The 15,266-nt window shown below is 74.1% G+C and carries 14 protein-coding genes; 10 read left to right on the top strand and 4 right to left on the bottom strand.

Annotated features, from left to right (window positions below; translation table 11 throughout):
* Positions 1-139: 139 nt before the first annotated feature.
* Positions 140-1,069, top strand: coding sequence for a sporulation protein (locus tag ACLQ22_RS07565; RefSeq protein ID WP_425691617.1), 930 nt, complete (start codon positions 140-142; stop codon positions 1,067-1,069).
* A 10-nt stretch (positions 1,070-1,079) separates the two neighbouring features.
* Here the strand turns inward: ACLQ22_RS07565 and leuE are convergent, their stop codons facing one another.
* Together leuE and ACLQ22_RS07555 are read right to left on the bottom strand one after the other, a co-directional pair.
* Positions 1,080-1,748: a leucine efflux protein LeuE gene (gene leuE, locus ACLQ22_RS07560; RefSeq protein ID WP_425691616.1), complete on the bottom strand. Its 669-nt coding sequence runs from the start codon at positions 1,746-1,748 to the stop codon at positions 1,080-1,082.
* Entirely contained in the window at positions 1,745-2,989 is a 1,245-nt protein-coding gene (locus ACLQ22_RS07555) for a bifunctional pyridoxamine 5'-phosphate oxidase family protein/GNAT family N-acetyltransferase (protein WP_425691615.1), read from the bottom strand. Before ACLQ22_RS07555 ends, leuE begins: the two co-directional genes overlap by 4 nt.
* A 34-nt stretch (positions 2,990-3,023) precedes the next feature.
* On the opposite strand from ACLQ22_RS07555, the gene ACLQ22_RS07550 reads away from it, so the two are divergent.
* The 9 genes from ACLQ22_RS07550 (at position 3,024) to rny (ending at position 13,529) form a co-directional block, all read left to right on the top strand.
* On the top strand, positions 3,024-4,364 hold the full coding sequence (locus ACLQ22_RS07550; RefSeq protein WP_425691614.1) for an aminotransferase class I/II-fold pyridoxal phosphate-dependent enzyme: 1,341 nt from the start codon (positions 3,024-3,026) through the stop codon (positions 4,362-4,364).
* 17 nt (positions 4,365-4,381) lie between these two features.
* Entirely contained in the window at positions 4,382-5,122 is a 741-nt protein-coding gene (locus ACLQ22_RS07545) for a UdgX family uracil-DNA binding protein (RefSeq protein ID WP_425691790.1), read from the top strand.
* Between the two features lie 276 nt (positions 5,123-5,398).
* Complete coding sequence (locus ACLQ22_RS07540; protein ID WP_425691613.1) at positions 5,399-6,541, top strand: acyl-CoA dehydrogenase family protein; 1,143 nt, start codon at positions 5,399-5,401, stop codon at positions 6,539-6,541.
* Positions 6,542-6,619: 78 nt separating this feature from the next.
* Positions 6,620-7,927: an MFS transporter gene (locus ACLQ22_RS07535; protein ID WP_425691612.1), complete on the top strand. Its 1,308-nt coding sequence runs from the start codon at positions 6,620-6,622 to the stop codon at positions 7,925-7,927.
* A gap of 4 nt (positions 7,928-7,931) precedes the next feature.
* Positions 7,932-8,132, top strand: coding sequence for a DUF3046 domain-containing protein (locus ACLQ22_RS07530; RefSeq protein ID WP_357087184.1), 201 nt, complete (start codon positions 7,932-7,934; stop codon positions 8,130-8,132).
* A gap of 184 nt (positions 8,133-8,316) precedes the next feature.
* Positions 8,317-9,363 carry a recombinase RecA gene (gene recA, locus ACLQ22_RS07525; protein ID WP_089001435.1) on the top strand — a complete coding sequence of 349 codons (1,047 nt, stop codon included), beginning with the start codon at positions 8,317-8,319 and terminating at the stop codon, positions 9,361-9,363.
* 14 nt (positions 9,364-9,377) lie between these two features.
* Positions 9,378-10,073, top strand: coding sequence for a regulatory protein RecX (locus ACLQ22_RS07520; RefSeq protein WP_425691611.1), 696 nt, complete (start codon positions 9,378-9,380; stop codon positions 10,071-10,073).
* A gap of 255 nt (positions 10,074-10,328) precedes the next feature.
* Complete coding sequence (locus tag ACLQ22_RS07515) at positions 10,329-11,042, top strand: 3-keto-5-aminohexanoate cleavage protein (protein ID WP_425691610.1); 714 nt, start codon at positions 10,329-10,331, stop codon at positions 11,040-11,042.
* Positions 11,043-11,762: 720 nt separating this feature from the next.
* Positions 11,763-13,529, top strand: a complete 1,767-nt coding sequence (gene rny, locus ACLQ22_RS07510; RefSeq protein WP_121395990.1) for a ribonuclease Y — start codon at positions 11,763-11,765, stop codon at positions 13,527-13,529.
* A gap of 60 nt (positions 13,530-13,589) precedes the next feature.
* Here rny and ACLQ22_RS07505 read toward each other — a convergent pair whose 3' ends face one another.
* Complete coding sequence (locus ACLQ22_RS07505; protein WP_425691609.1) at positions 13,590-14,558, bottom strand: amino acid ABC transporter permease; 969 nt, start codon at positions 14,556-14,558, stop codon at positions 13,590-13,592.
* Complete coding sequence (locus ACLQ22_RS07500; protein WP_358091683.1) at positions 14,555-15,262, bottom strand: amino acid ABC transporter permease; 708 nt, start codon at positions 15,260-15,262, stop codon at positions 14,555-14,557. The genes ACLQ22_RS07505 and ACLQ22_RS07500 overlap by 4 nt, the downstream gene beginning before the upstream one ends.
* Between the last annotated feature and the right edge of the window lie 4 nt (positions 15,263-15,266).

Raw genomic sequence — 15,266 nt, 5'->3', positions numbered from 1 at the left:
GAAGTCGGGGCGGCCACGCGCGAGGTCCGCGACCATATAGAGGGCCACGCGCGAGGGTCCGCGACCATGGAGGGGGCCCGCGCGAGGTCCGCGACCGTGGGGGTGGCCGGGCTGGTCCGGTGGCGGACGGGGGAGTGCCGTGCGGTTGACGGGGGTGTCGCCCGAGTCCGGCTGGACCGGCCTGTCGGTGCGCACGGCCCTGTCCAACGCGAGCACCCGTCCCGGGCTGCGGCTGCCGGGGCGGGTCACCGTCGTCGCCGGCTCCACCGACGTACCCGTCCTGCACGTCCGGCTCGGCCTGGTCACCACGGCCGAGCCGGACGACCCGGAGGCGCCCCGTCGTCTGGTGCAGTTCCACCAGGCGACGGTGACCGGCGGTTTCGTGCTGCGGGCCGGGCGGGGCCGGTCGATCCCGTTCGAGTTCCCGCTGCCGTGGGAGACCCCGGTGACCGTGTTCGGCGGGGCGCCCCTGCTCAGCCTGCGGATGGGGCTGCGTACGGAGGTGGCGGTCGAGCCCCGCCTCGACCAGGGCGCGATGGTGCCGGTCTTCGTGCATCCGCTGCCCACCCAGGCGCACATCCTGGCGGCCCTCGACACGCTCGGCTTCAGCATGCGCCAGGCCGGCCTGGTCGACGCGCGGCTGCCGGGGGTGGCGCAGACCCTGCCGCTGCACCAGCGGCTCGGCTACTGGGTGGCGCCGCTCTACGCCGGGCCGATCACCGAGCTGGAGCTGATCTTCATCGCCGAGCCGGCCGGCCTGGAGGTGATCCTCTGGCTGGACCGGCGGCTGGCCCTGGCCGGGATCACCCACCAGAGCATCAGCCGGTTCCGGGTCTGGCACGTCGGCGCCGACAAGCGGGACTGGATCGCGACCGTGGACGCCTGGCTGCGTACGGCGATCAACCGGCACGCCGCGGCCGCCGCGCACGCCGACTGGTCCGCGACCCTCTCGGGGTCGGCGCACGTCAGCCGCCCGCCGGACGAGCCGATCCACCCCGGCTTCGGGCTGGGCGGCACCGCCGGCGGGGGCGGCATCGGCGGCGGCTCCGGCGGCGGCGACGGCACGTGACCGACCGGGGTCAGGCGGTGGCGGTGGCCAGCTTGAGGCTGAAGCCGAGGAAGAGCGCGGCGACGCCCGTGGTGGCGCCGGCGGCCAGGCGGTGGCGCCGACGGAACTGCGCCGCCAGGAACGTGCCCGTGAAGATCAGCGCGGTCAGGTAGAGCACGCTGGTGACCTGGGCGATGAGCCCGAGCAGCAGGAACGACAGCGCCGGCCAGGCGTAGCCCGGGTCCACGAACTGGATGAAGAACGAGACGAAGAAGAGGATCGCCTTCGGGTTGAGCAGGCTGATCACCAGCGCCTTGCGGAACGGGCTGCGCATCGCCGCCGGCTCCGCGGCGTCGATGAGCCGCGGGGCGGCCGGGTCGTTGCGGGTCCGCCAGCGTCGCCACGCGCCGCGCAGCATCGTCAACCCCACATAGCCGAGGTACGCGGCGCCGGCGTACTTGATCACGAGGAAGAGCGGCGGGTACGCCTGGACCAGCGACGCCACGCCGGCGGCGGAGAGGAACATCAGCATCCCGTCGCCGACGAAGACCCCGCCGGCCGCCCGGTAGCCGGCCGCCACGCCCCGCTGCGCGGCGGTGGAGAGCACGAAGAGGGAGTTGGGACCGGGCAGCAGAACGATCGCCACGGTGCCCAGCACGTACGTCCAGATGTCGGTGATGCCCAGCACGCCCGCCATCATGGGGCCACGGGTGCCGCCCGGCGAAGCCTTTCCCGGAGCGTGACCTGTGCTTTCGGCCACTCGTCGACGATCATCGAATACTGCACGGTGTCCCGCCAGGAGCCGTCCGGACGGATCCGGTGCCGCCGCAGCACCCCCTCGCGGGACGCGCCGAGGCGCTCGATCGCCCGCTGCGAGCGCTCGTTGCGGATGTCGGTGTGCCAGACCACCCGCTCCGCGCCCAGTTCCTCGAAGGCGCGGGTCAGCAGCAGCAGCTTCGCCTCGGTGTTGATCGCGGTACGCCACCAGGGCCGGCCCAGGTAGGTGTACCCGATCGCCACCGCCCGGCGCTCCGGGTCCACCTCGTAGAAGGAGGTGGTGCCGACCACCGCGCCGGTGACGGCGCAGCGCTGCGCCCACGGCACCCGCTCGCCCCGCCGGTGCGCGGCCAGCGCGACGGCGATCTCCTCGGCGGTGCCGGCGGGGTCGACCGGCTGCGGGCTGCCGAGGTGCCGCCAGACCTCCGGGTCGGCGGTCGCGGCGTGCAGCTCGTCGGCGTGCGCGAGGTCGAGCGGTTCCAGCAGCACGTGCTCCCCGCGCAGCACCGCCGGGTCGAGCCACGGCGACGTCTCCGGCCGCAGGTACGCCGGCACCGGCACGGTCACCCCGGCGTCGGGTTCGGGCAGCCCGGCGGTCAGCCGCAGCGGCACCACGCCGGCCCAGTGCGGCAGGGCGAGGTCGGTCTCCTCGTCGCGTACGCCGCCGGTGCGGGCGCGCACCGACACCTCCCGCAGCGGCAGGGCCAGCACGGCCGTCTCGGCCAGCTCCCGGCGCGACGGGGGGCGGCTGTCGGCGCTGCGCCCGGCGCCGGCCTTCTCCACCAGGGCGGTCAGCATCCGCAGCTTCTCCCGCTCGTCGGTGACCAGGCGGGCGGTGCCGTGCGCGACCACCGAGCGGTAGTTGGCGCTGTGGTGGAACTGCGAGCGGCCATAGACGAGGCCGTCGAGCAGGGTGACCGCGACGCAGACCGGCAGCCCGTCGCCCCGGGCGGCGAGCAACGGCCGGCTGCCGGTGGAGCCGTGCAGGTAGAGGATGTCGCCGACGCGCACGTGCAGGGTGGGCAGCACCCGGGGCTCGCCGTCGACGGTGAACCCGAGCGCGCAGTCGTACGCCTCGTCGAGGACGGCGTGCGCGGCGGCCTCGTCGTAGCTCATCCGCTCCCGGGAGCGGCTGGCGGTGGTCCGGTCGGTGGGTGCGTACATGGCTCGACCTTTGTTCTAGTACAATCCCTGATTTGTGTCAGCACGCTATCAGGTCGTCGGTACGACGGCCGCCGAGATTTCGGCCAGCATCGAATCGGGCATCCGCTCCGCCGCCCTCGCCCCGGGCGACGCGCTGCCCCCGGTGCGGGAGCTCGCCGCCCTGCTCGCGGTGAGCCCGGCCACCGCCGCCCGCGCCTACCAGGAGCTGCGCCAGCGGGGCCTGGTGGTCACCGCCGGCCGGCACGGCACCCGGGTCCGGCCCCGACCGCCGGTGGCCTCCCGCCGCTCCGCGCTGCGCCCGCCGACCGCCCCCGGCCTGCGCGACCTCTCCCGGGGCGAGCCGGACGTGCGGCTGCTGCCGCCCCTCGGGGCGCACCTCGCCGGCCTGGCCGCCGCCGCGGGCGAGCCGGTCGGCTATCCGGCGGCCGGGGTGCTGCCCGAGCTGGCCGAGGCGGCTCGCGAGCGGCTGGCCGCCGACGGCGTGCCGGCGGCGGAGCTGACCGTCACCGGCGGCGCGCTGGACGGCATCGAGCGACTGCTCGGCGCGCACCTGCGCCCCGGGGACGCGGTCGCGGTCGAGGACCCGGGCTGGGCCAACCTGCTCGACCTGGTCGCCGCGCTCGGGCTGCGGCCGATCGGCGTGCCGGTCGACGACGACGGTCCGCTCGTCGGCGGGGTCGCCGCCGCGCTCGCCGCCGGCGCCCGGGCGCTGATCGTGACGAGCCGGGCCCAGAACCCCACCGGCGCGGCGGTCTCCGCCGAACGGGCCGGCGAGCTGCGCGCCCTGCTCGCCGGGCGGTCCGACCTGCTGCTGATCGAAGACGACCACGCCGCCGAGTTGGCCCGCGTACCGCTGCACCCGCTCGTCGGGGCGACCCCGACGTGGGCCTTCGTCCGCTCGGTGAGCAAGCCGTTCGGCCCCGACCTGCGGCTGGCCGTGCTGGTCGGCGACGAGACCACGGTGGCCCGGGTGGCCGGTCGGGCCCGGGTCGGCGCCGGCTGGGTCTCCACGGTGCTGCAACGGCTGGTCCTGGCGCTCTGGCGCGACCCCGCCGTGGCCGGGCTGGTGGAGCGGGCCGCCGGCAGCTACGAGCGGCGGCGCACGGCGCTGATCGACGCGCTCGCCGACCACGGCCTGGTCGCCCACGGCCGCAGCGGCATCAACGTCTGGCTGCCGGTCGACGACGAGACCAGCGTGCTGACCGCGCTGCGCGACGCCGGCTGGGCGGTCGCGCCCGGCGCGCTGCACCGGATCGCCGGCCCGCCAGCGCTGCGGATCACCGTCAGCTCGCTCGACGAGGCGGAGATCCCGGACCTGGCCGAGGCGGTGGCCCGGGCGGTCCGGCCCGCCCCGGTCGCCGGCTTCACGGCGTGAGCGGCGGGTCCCCGCGCCTGTTTCCTCCCGCACCGGGTAGAACAGTCGCCATGGCCGAGCAGACCGAGACCGCGCCGGGCGCGCAGAAGTTCATCCCGCCGCGGGCCGACACCCTCGACGACCTGCGCGCCGCCGCCGCCGGCTGCCGGGGCTGCGAGCTCTACCGGGACGCGTCGCAGACGGTCTTCGGCCGCGGCGACGCCGGCGCGCGGGTGGTCTTCGTCGGCGAGCAGCCCGGCGACATGGAGGACCAGAAGGGCCTGCCGTTCGTCGGCCCGGCCGGCCGGCTGCTGCGCAGGGCGGTCGACGACGCGCGACTCGACCCGGGCCATATCTACCTCACCAACGCGGTGAAGCACTTCCGCTTCGAGCAGCGCGGCAAGCGGCGCATCCACCAGACCCCGGACCGGGTGCACATCACCGCCTGCCGGCCCTGGCTGGTGGCCGAGTTCGCCCGGCTGCGCCCGGAGATCGTGGTGGTGCTCGGCGCCACCGCCGCCAAGGCCCTGCTCGGCCCGACGTTCCGGGTCACCCGTCAGCGCGGCGAGCTGCTGCCCTGGCCGGATTCGGCCCAGCACCCGGAGGACTTCCGGCGGGTGCCCGTGGACGCCGAGGGCGCCGTCGCCGACGCCCCGCCGGCGCGGCTGCTGGCCACCATCCACCCGTCCGCCGTGCTGCGCGCGGACGACCAGGACAAGGCGTACGAGGGGCTGGTCGCCGACCTCACCGTCGCCGCCCGCGCCCTCGCCGGCCGGTAGCGGAGCCCTGACCACGCAGCAGGCTTCGGGCGGCGTGGACCTCGGGCGATGCGGAGGCCGCCGGCCCGGGCCGGGTTGCCGCGCCGGCCCTTTCGAGCTGAGTCGTCTGCGACATCAGGGCGTCCGGTGACACCTGATGCGTTCGTGACATCAGCTCCACAGGAAGCGGCCTGGCCCACCCCGGTCGCGTCGTCGCCCGCCGAAGCCCGCGCCCCGGCCCAGCGGCAGGCCGCCCGGCCCTGGGCAGGGCGGGTGAGCGGTGCCACACTTGCCGCCATGGAGCAGCATCTCTACGAGCGCGACCACGAGGAGTTCCGCGAGCTGTGCCGCGAGTTCCTGACCCGCGAGGCGGTGCCCCACCACGAGCGCTGGGAGGCCGACGGCATCGTCGACCGTGAGGTGTGGCGCCGGGCCGGGGCGGCCGGCCTGCTGGGCATGGACGTCGACGCGGAGCACGGCGGCGGCGGTCAGCGGGACTTCCGGTTCAACGCCGTGCTGGACGAGGAGATCGTTGCCGCCGGCTGCACGGGGCTCGGCTTCGGCCTGCACAACGACGTGGTGGCGCCGTACCTGACCGAGCTGACCACCGACGAGCAGCGCAAGCGCTGGCTGCCCGGGTTCTGCTCCGGCGACCTGGTCACCGCGATCGCGATGAGCGAGCCGGGGGCCGGCTCCGACCTGGCCGGGATCCGCACGAGCGCGGTCCGCGACGGCGACAGCTGGGTGCTCAACGGCCAGAAGACCTTCATCACCAACGGGGAGATGTCCGACCTGGTGGTCGTGGTCGTGCGTACCGCGCCGGACCAGGGCGCGCACGGGGTGAGCCTGATCGCGGTGGAGAGCGGCACCCCCGGCTTCTCCCGGGGCCGGCGGCTGGCCAAGGTCGGGCTCAAGGCCAACGACACCGCCGAGCTGTTCTTCGACGACTGCCGGGTGCCGGCGGAGAACCTGATCGGCACCGAGAACCACGGCTTCTACCACCTGATGGCCAACCTGCCCCGGGAGCGGCTCAGCATCGCGGTCGCCGCGGTGGCCGCCGCCGAGCGGCTGCTCGCCGTCACCCTCGACTACGCCCGCTCCCGGCAGGCGTTCGGCCGGCCGATCGGCGCGTTCCAGCACAACCGCTTCCTGCTGGCCGAGCTGGACACCGAGGTGACCATCGCCCGCACCTTCGTCAACCACTGCGTCGCGGAGCACAACGCCGGCCGGCTCTCGGTCACCGACGCGGCGAAGGCGAAGTGGTGGACCACCGAGCTGCAGAACAGGGTCGCCGACCGCTGCGTGCAGCTGCACGGCGGCTACGGCTACATGCTGGAGTACCCGGTGGCGAAGGCGTGGCTGGACGGGCGTGTGCAGACGATCTACGGCGGCACCACCGAGATCATGAAGGAGATCATCGGCCGGGGCCTCGGGTTGTAGCGTCAACCGGCTGCCGGGCGGCGGGGCTGGTGCGCAAGGATGAGATGGCATCTCGCCCCTTACCCCGAAGGAGCCGCCATGGCCACCGACCTCGCCGCGCCGCTCGCCGCGCCCGACGTCGCGGCCATCCAGCGGCGTACGCTGCGGCTGCTCTTCGTCACCCAGATCATCGGCGGGATCGGGGTGACCATCGGCGTCGCCGTCGGGGCGCTGCTCGCCTCCGACATCGCCGGCACCGCCGTGGCGGGCCTGGTCAGCAGCGCCGCCGTCGTGGGCGGGGCGTTGCTCGCCGTGCCGATCACCCGGATCATGACCGTCCGTGGCCGACGGCCCGGCCTGGTCGTGGCGTACCTGACCGGTGCGGCCGGCGGTGCTCTGGTGGTGCTCGCCGCGGTGACCCGCTGGGTCCCGCTGCTCTTCCTCGGCATGCTCCTGTTCGGCGGCGGCAGCGCGGCCAACCTCCAGGCCCGCTACACGGCGGTGGACCTGGCCGCCCCGGCGCGCCGGGGCCGCCAGCTCTCGTTGATCGTCTGGGCCACCACCCTCGGCGCGGTCGCCGCGCCGAACTTCGCCTCGCTCGCCGACCGCACCACCAGCGGCTGGGGGCTGCCGACGCTGGCCGGTCCGTTCGCGTTCAGCGCCGTCGCGCTCGTGCTGGCCGCCGGGGCGATCCTGGCGCTGCTGCGGCCGGACCCGCTGCTCACGGCGCGCCGGCTGGCGGCGACCGGCACCCCGGCGACCCCCGTCGTCGTGCCGGCGCCGACCGCCCGGCGCGGTGCGGGCATGCGGGCCGCCTGGGCGGTGGTACGCGCGCGGCCGGCCGCCCGGCTCGGCATCGTCGCGGTGGCGGTCGGCCACCTGGTCATGGTCGCGGTGATGGTGATGACCCCGGTGCGCCTGCACGAGTGGCACGACGACGCCGACGTGCTGCGCGTGGTCGGTCTCGTGCTGAGCCTGCACATCGCCGGCATGTACGCGCTGGCCCCGGTGGCGGGCTGGCTCACCGACCGGGTCGGTCGCCGGGCGGTGATCCTCGGCGGCGTCGGGCTGCTGCTCGCGGCGTGCGCGGTCGCCGGCACGGCCGGGCACCACACGGCCTGGCTCTCGGTCGGGTTGTTCCTGCTCGGCCTGGGCTGGTCGGGGACCATGGTCGCGGGCTCGACGCTGCTGTCGGAGTCGGTGCCGGTGGGGATCCGGCCGAGCGTGCAGGGGCTCTCCGACCTGACCATGGGCCTGGCCGGCGCCGCCGCCGGGGCGGTCAGCGGGTTTGTCGTGGAGGCGGCCGGTTACCCGGTGCTCACCGGACTCGCGGCGGTCGCGGTGGTGCCCCTGGTGACGCTAGCGTTGCGGCCGGTGCCGGTGGGGGCACCGGACGAGGAGGACTGATCACGTGCGGCTGACCGACTTCTGGTCCCGGCTGGAGGAGGCCTTCGGGCCCGGCTACGCGGGCAGCATCGCCCGCGACCAGGTCCTCTCGCAGCTCGGTGGGCGGACCATCGAGCAGGCCCTGGCGTCGGGTGAGCAGGCCCACGTGGTGTGGCGGGCGGTCTGCGCCGCCTATCCCGACCGGGTGCCCGCCCGGCTACGCTGAGCAGCCGTTTCGCGGCTTCCGCGTGTCGCTTGCCGACTCGTACACCTGTTCGGCTATTGTCCACAGCGGGGTGCTCGTCCACAGCTCACGGCCGGTCGGCTGGTTTTCTGTCGGACCCAGCGCCTAGCGTGTCCGCGTGACGCGAAGCTCAGGAAAGACGCCGGCGAAGGCAGGGGTGGCAAACATGGCCGCAGGGCCCGATCGGGAGAAGGCACTCGACCTTGCTCTCGCTCAGATCGACAAGCAGTTCGGCAAGGGTTCGGTGATGCGGCTGGGAGAGCGGCCGGTCGTCCAGACCTCGGTGATTCCGACGGGTTCGATCGCGCTCGACGTGGCGCTCGGCGTGGGCGGTCTGCCCCGGGGCCGGGTCGTCGAGATCTACGGTCCGGAGTCCAGCGGTAAGACCACGGTGGCCCTGCACGCGGTGGCCAACGCCCAGCGGGCCGGCGGCATCGCCGCCTTCGTCGACGCCGAGCACGCGCTCGACCCGGAGTACGCCAAGGCCCTCGGTGTCGACACCGACGCCCTGCTGGTCTCCCAGCCGGACACCGGCGAGCAGGCGCTGGAGATCACGGACATGCTGGTCCGCTCCGGCGCGATCGACATCATCGTCATCGACTCGGTGGCCGCGCTGGTGCCGCGCGCCGAGATCGAGGGCGAGATGGGCGACAGCCACGTGGGTCTCCAGGCCCGGCTGATGAGCCAGGCGCTGCGGAAGATCACCGGTGTGCTCAACAACACCGGCACCACGGCGATCTTCATCAACCAGCTCCGCGAGAAGATCGGCGTGATGTTCGGCAGCCCCGAGACCACCACGGGTGGTCGGGCGCTGAAGTTCTACGCCTCGGTCCGGCTCGACGTGCGCCGCATCGAGAGCCTCAAGGACGGCACCGACGTGGTCGGCAACCGCACCCGGGTCAAGGTCGTGAAGAACAAGGTCGCCGCGCCGTTCAAGCAGGCCGAGTTCGACATCATGTACGGCAAGGGCATCTCCCGCGAGGGCTCGCTGATCGACGTCGGCGTCGAGCAGGCGATCATCCGCAAGTCCGGCGCCTGGTACACCTACGACGGCGACCAGCTGGGCCAGGGCAAGGAGAAGGCCCGCGAGTTCCTCCGGGAGAACCCGGACGTCGCCGCCGAGATCGAGAAGAAGATCCTGGAGAAGCTCGGCGTCGGGGTCGGCGCGGGTGACGCCGCCGGTGGCCCGGAGCTGCCGCCGGTCGACTTCTGACCGGTCCCTGACCCGTGGCAGGACGACGCGCCCGCACCGGGCGGGGCTGGGATGCCAGCCCCGCCCGCGCGGGCGACGACAGCGCGCCCCGGCCCCGTCGGGCCCGGCGCGGCCGTACCGACGACACCGATCCCGAGGCGCCCCCGGCCCCGCCGCGCGACGAGGCCGAGCTGGCGCGGGAGATCTGCCTGCGCCAGCTGGCCGTCCGGCCCCGCACCCGGGCCGAGCTGGCCGGGGCGCTGGCGAAGCGGGGCGTCTCCGACGAGGTCTCGGCGGAGGTGCTCGACCGCTACGACGAGGTCGGCATCATCGACGACGCCGCGTTCGCCCGGGCCTGGGTGGCCAGCCGGCACTCCGGCCGGGGCCTGGCCCGCCGGGCCCTCGCCAACGAGCTGCGCCAGCGCGGGGTGGACGGCGAGGTCGCGAGCGAGGCGCTCGGCGAGCTCGACGAGGAGACCGAGGCCGAGACCGCCCGCGCCCTGGTGGAGCGGAAGCTGCGCACCGCCCGGGGCGAGCCGGACGCGGTCTTCCGGCGGCTGGTGGCCATGCTGGCCCGCAAGGGCTATCCGCCGGGCGTGGCGATCCGGGCGGTGAAGGACGCGCTCGCCGCGCAGAGCGCCGAGGCGGCCGAGTTCGCCGAGCAGATCGACGCCGACGCGCTCGCCGACGCCGAGGGCGAGCTGGACCGGGACAGCCGCCCCCTCAGGTGAACGGGAGCACCGGGCCGGGAAGGGCCCGCTGCTCAAGACGTGTCGCGACGGGCCCCGCGCCCGGCAGTCGGACTGGGGGCACGTCGCGACGGGCCCCTGAGCCCGGCCGCCGGACCGGAGGCGGCCCGGTCGGGTCGGTCGGGTTGGCCGGAGAGGGCGTGTCGCGACAGGGCGGCGAACCTCTCGGTGGGACTCCGTGTTGGAGGCGTGGGGTGACGAAGCCGCGGGCCCGGCGGTGGGCGGAGGGAGACTTCGATGCTGAAGGCGTGCCTCAACGGGGCCCGAGGGCGTGACGAGCATCCGGCGCTGCCGGTCACCCCTGTCGAGCTGGCGGCCGACGCGGCCCGCTGCGCGGCGCTCGGCGTCGGCGCGGTGCACGTGCATCCGCGGGACGCCGCCGGCCGGGAGTCCCTGCACCCGTCGGTGGTCGCCGCCGCGCTGGACGCGATCCGGGCCGCCCGGCCGGGGCTGCCGGTCGGGGTGAGCACCGGGGCCTGGATCGAGCCGCAGCCGGCCGCCCGGGTGGCCGCGGTCCGGGCCTGGACCGTGCTGCCCGACTTCGCCTCGGTCAACGCTCACGAGCCGGGCGCGGAGGCGGTGGCGGCGGCCCTGCACGAGCGGGGCGTCATGGTCGAGGCGGGGCTCTGGACGGTCGACGCGGTCGGGGCGTACGCGCGGTGGCGGATGCCCGCCGGGCGGATCCTGATCGAGTGCATGGCCGAGGATCCTGCGGTGGCGCTTGCGGACGCCGCCGCGATGCTGGCGGCGCTGCCGTCCCCTGCGGCCGGAAGCCCGCCGGTCCTGCTGCACGCCGAGGGGCCGGCGACCTGGCCGGTGCTGACCGAGGCGGTACGCCGGGGCCTGCACAGCCGCGTCGGGCTGGAGGACACGCTGTCGCTGCCCGACGGCTCGCCCGCGCCCGACAACGCCGCACTGGTGGCGGCGGCGCTGGCGGCGGGCGCCCGCTGACCGGGGCGTTGTGGGTGGGGCAGGAGACGCTGCTGACCTTCGTGCGGCTACCCGTGGGTTCCGGCGAGCGCTGCGGCGCAGACGGTTGCGGCGCAGACGGTTGCGTCACAGCCGGCCGGTGGCGCAGCGGCGGATACGCGCGCGCGGCCGTCGGGTGGCGCCTCGGCGGGCGCGTGCTCAGGCCCCGCTGAGCAGGGCCGACGTGCCGGGAGGGCCGATCCGCTGCCGTTTTGTCCGCCCGTGTCCGGGCGTGCATCAGCTTTGCGTGACGCGGCAACTTCTCTCCGTTCGGGGGGTTTGATCATGAGTTCTTGACCGGAGCCCCCCGGGAGACCTAGCCTCGCCATACAGGCTCACATTGCCCGACCAAGCGCAGGCTAAGCGCACAACATAGATCGCGTAACGGAACAGCATCACTTTGGCCGATCCGATCGGTCATTGACGACAGCTTCGGACTGGCCGGTCCGACGCTGGCGTGACAACTGCACCCGGCCGTCGGCGATGCCCCCGCGTGGGCACCGCCGACGGAAGCTACCCCACGGCCAGTCGCTCCGGTCGGGCGTCCACAGCCGCAGGGTGCGTGCCCATCGGCACGGTCGCTGCGGTCCCGACGTTCAGGGGAGGCGGCCATGGCGAGGCGGCGCAGTTCCACCGGGGTCCCGACATGAGCGGGCCGGTCGGGCCGGGCACCGTGGCCACCGGGCGGGACGGGGCGCCGGCATGAGCGGGTTCGACGTCGTGATCCTCGCCGTGGTGCTGGTCCTGACCGTGGTCGTGCTCGGGGCGGTGCTGCTCGGCGTACGGGCGCTGCGCCGGTTCGGTGCGGCGCCGGCGCCCGAGGATCCCGCCTTCATCGCCGAGAAGGACCGGCAGGAGCAGTCCCTCGCGGCCCTGCGCACCGCCGCCGACGAGGCCAACAGCACGATCGACGTGGCGAAGTCCGCCGCCGCAGCGGCCCGCACCGAGGCGGCCGCGGCGAAGGCCGAGGCGAAGGCGGCCCGGGCGGAGGCCCGCCGGGTGCTCGACGACGCCCGGGCGGAGGCCGACACCGTCCTGGAACGGGCGCACAAGCAGGCCGAGGCCGACGCGGAGCAGTTGCGGGCCACCGCCCGGCGCAGCGGCGAGCGGGAGGTCGCGGTGCTCGCCGCCACCACCCGCGAGCAGGCCGCCGAGGTGGAGCGGCGGGCGGCCCGGATGGACGAGCGCGAGCGGCTGCACACCGAGGAGGTGGAGCGGCTCGCCGAGCGGGAGCGGCAGCTCACCGCCGCCAGCGCGGCCCTGTCGGCCCGCGAGGCCGCCCTCGCCCAGCGGGAGGCCGAGTTGGCCGAGGCGGAGGAGCACCGGCGCCGCGAGCTGGAGCGGGTCGCCGGCCTCACCGCCGACGCGGCCCGGGCGGAGCTCATCGAGGCGATCGAGGTCCAGGCCAAGCGGGAGGCCGCCCTGCTGGTACGCGACATCGAGTCCGACGCCCGCGGCACCGCCGAGCAGCGCGCCCGGCACATCGTCGTGGACGCCATCCAGCGGGTCGCCAGCGAGCAGACGGCGGAGAGCGTGGTCAGCGTCCTGCACCTGCCCGGCGACGAGATGAAGGGGCGGATCATCGGCCGGGAGGGCCGCAACATCCGCGCCTTCGAGTCGGTCACCGGCGTGAACCTGATCATCGACGACACCCCCGAGGCGGTGCTGCTCTCCTGCTTCGACCCGGTGCGCCGGGAGGTCGGCCGGCTGACGCTGGAGAAGCTGGTCCTGGACGGGCGGATCCACCCGCACCGCATCGAGGAGGTCTACGACCTGGCCCGGCACGAGGTGGAGGAGCTCTGCCAGCGGGCTGCCGAGGACGCCCTGGTCGAGGTCGGCATCACCGAGATCCACCCGGAGTTGGTCACCCTGCTCGGCCGGCTGCGCTACCGGACGTCGTACGGGCAGAACGTGCTCAAGCACCTGGTGGAGACCGCGCACATCGCCGGCATCATGGCCGCCGAGTTGCGGCTGGACGTGCCGATCATCAAGCGCTCGGCGTTCCTGCACGACATCGGCAAGGCGCTCACCCACGAGGTGGAGGGCAGCCACGCCATCATCGGCGCCGACCTGGCCCGCAAGTACGGCGAGAGCGAGGACGTCGTCCACGCCATCGAGGCGCACCACAACGAGGTGCCGCCGCAGACCATCGAGGCCGTCCTCACCCAGGCGTCCGACGCCTGCTCGGGCGGTCGGCCGGGCGCCCGGCGGGAGAGCCTGGAGGCGTACGTCAAGCGGCTGGAGCGGATCGAGGAGATCGCGGCCGGCAAGCTCGGCGTGGAGAAGGTCTTCGCCATGCAGGCCGGCCGGGAGATCCGGGTGATGGTCAAGCCGGACGACGTGGACGACATCGGCGCGGCCGTGCTGGCCCGGGACGTGGCCAAGCAGATCGAGGAGGAGCTGACCTACCCGGGTCAGATCCGGGTGACCGTGGTCCGCGAGTCCCGGGTCACCGAGATCGCCCGCTGACGGCGTCGACACGAAGGGCCGGCCCGATCATCGGGCCGGCCCTTCGTCGTACGCCAGATCTCAGATGCCCTGGCCGTTGCTCTCCGACTGCGAGGCGAGCGCGGCGGGGGGCGGGTTCTGGGCCGGGGTGCCGGCGGTCTTGCGACCGCGCGAGAGCCGGCGCTGGACGTACTGGGCCAGCTTCGACAGCGAGTAGTTCACCAGGATGAACATCACCGCGATCACGACGTAGACCTGGATCGGGTTGTCCAGCGCGCCGATGATCTGCTTGCCGATGTTCAGGGTCTCCTCGTAGCTGATGATGAAGCCGAGCGAGGTGTCCTTGAGTACCACGACGAGCTGGCTGATCAGCGCCGGCAGCATGATCCGGAACGCCTGCGGCAGCAGGATCATCCGGGTGGTCTGCGCCGGGGAGAGCCCGATCGCGGCAGCCGCCTCGGCCTGCCCGCCGGGCAGGCCCTCCATGCCGGAGCGGAGGATCTCGGCGATCACCACGGAGTTGTAGATGGTCAGGCCGATGACCAGGTACCACAGCGTGTCGAACGAGACGCCGAACTCGGGGAAGCCGCGGGCCACGAAGAAGATCGTGATGACCACGGGCAGGCCCCGGAACACCTCGACGCAGACCCGGGTGACCGCCGACAGCAGCATGTTCAGCCCGCGCAGCAGGTACGCCAGCGGCGTGGCGAGCCCGGTGAAGCGGCGCCGGGTCAGGCTCTTGAGCTGGATCCGCAGCACCGCGAGCAGGGTGCCGACCACCAGCGAGGAGACGATCGCCAGGGCGGCGGCGGTCAGCGTGTTCTGGAAGCCGGTGCCGATCCGCTTCCACACCAGCGAGAAGTTCTCGTTGGAGGGGTCGATCAGCGGCCCCCAGAGCTCCATCGAGAACTGGCCCTTGGCGTCCAGCGGACGGTAGACCAGGAAGTACGCGGCGGCGAGAAGCAGCACCGTCGCCACCACGCTGCCGATCAGCGTGAGCCGGCGCTGCCGTGGGCCGGGGACGTCGTAGAGGACGCTCTGCTGGCTCATCGGGCCACCGCCTGCCGCTTCTCGATCCGGTCGAGGAGCGCGCCGAGGGGGACGGTCATGATCAGATATCCGATCGAGATGCCGATGGCGACGGGGACGAAGGCGTAGCCCTCGGCCGAGGTGAGCTGGTCGGCGGTCTGCGAGAGGTCGCCGACCACGCCGAAGAAGCCGACCAGCGCCGAGTTCTTGATCATCGCGATGATCACCGACCCGAGCGGCACCACCGAGGCCTTCCAGGACTGCGGCAGCACCACGTACCGCAGGTTCTGGCCGAAGGTGAGGCCCAGCGACCGGGCGGCCTCCGCCTGGCCGGCGGGCACGGCGTTCACGCCGGAGCGCAGTGCCTCGCAGACGAACGCCGCGGTGTAGAGCACCAGCGCGATCAGCGCGAAGCGGAAGTACGGCAGATCGGTGTCGAGCCGGCTGAACACCGCGTCGAGGCCGGGGACGCGCAGGAAGTCCGCGTTGGAGCCGAGCGCCGGCAGGCCGAACGCGGCGAAGAACATCACCACGGTCAGCGGCATGTTGCGGAAGACGTTGACGTAGCCGGTGCCGACCGCCCGCAGCGGCGGTACCGGGGAGATCCGCAGCACCGCCAGGACGGCGCCCAGGATCAGGGCGCCGACCGCGGCGAGTACGCAGATCTGGAGGGTGAGCCAGAAACCACCCGCGAAGACGTCGAACTTGTCGATGAGCACACTCACGGGC

This window comes from Micromonospora sp. DT178, assembly GCF_049841695.1.
Classification (GTDB): domain Bacteria; phylum Actinomycetota; class Actinomycetes; order Mycobacteriales; family Micromonosporaceae; genus Micromonospora.
Note: the sequence above shows the minus strand (reverse complement) of the source record. Positions and strands in the feature narration are given on the sequence as shown.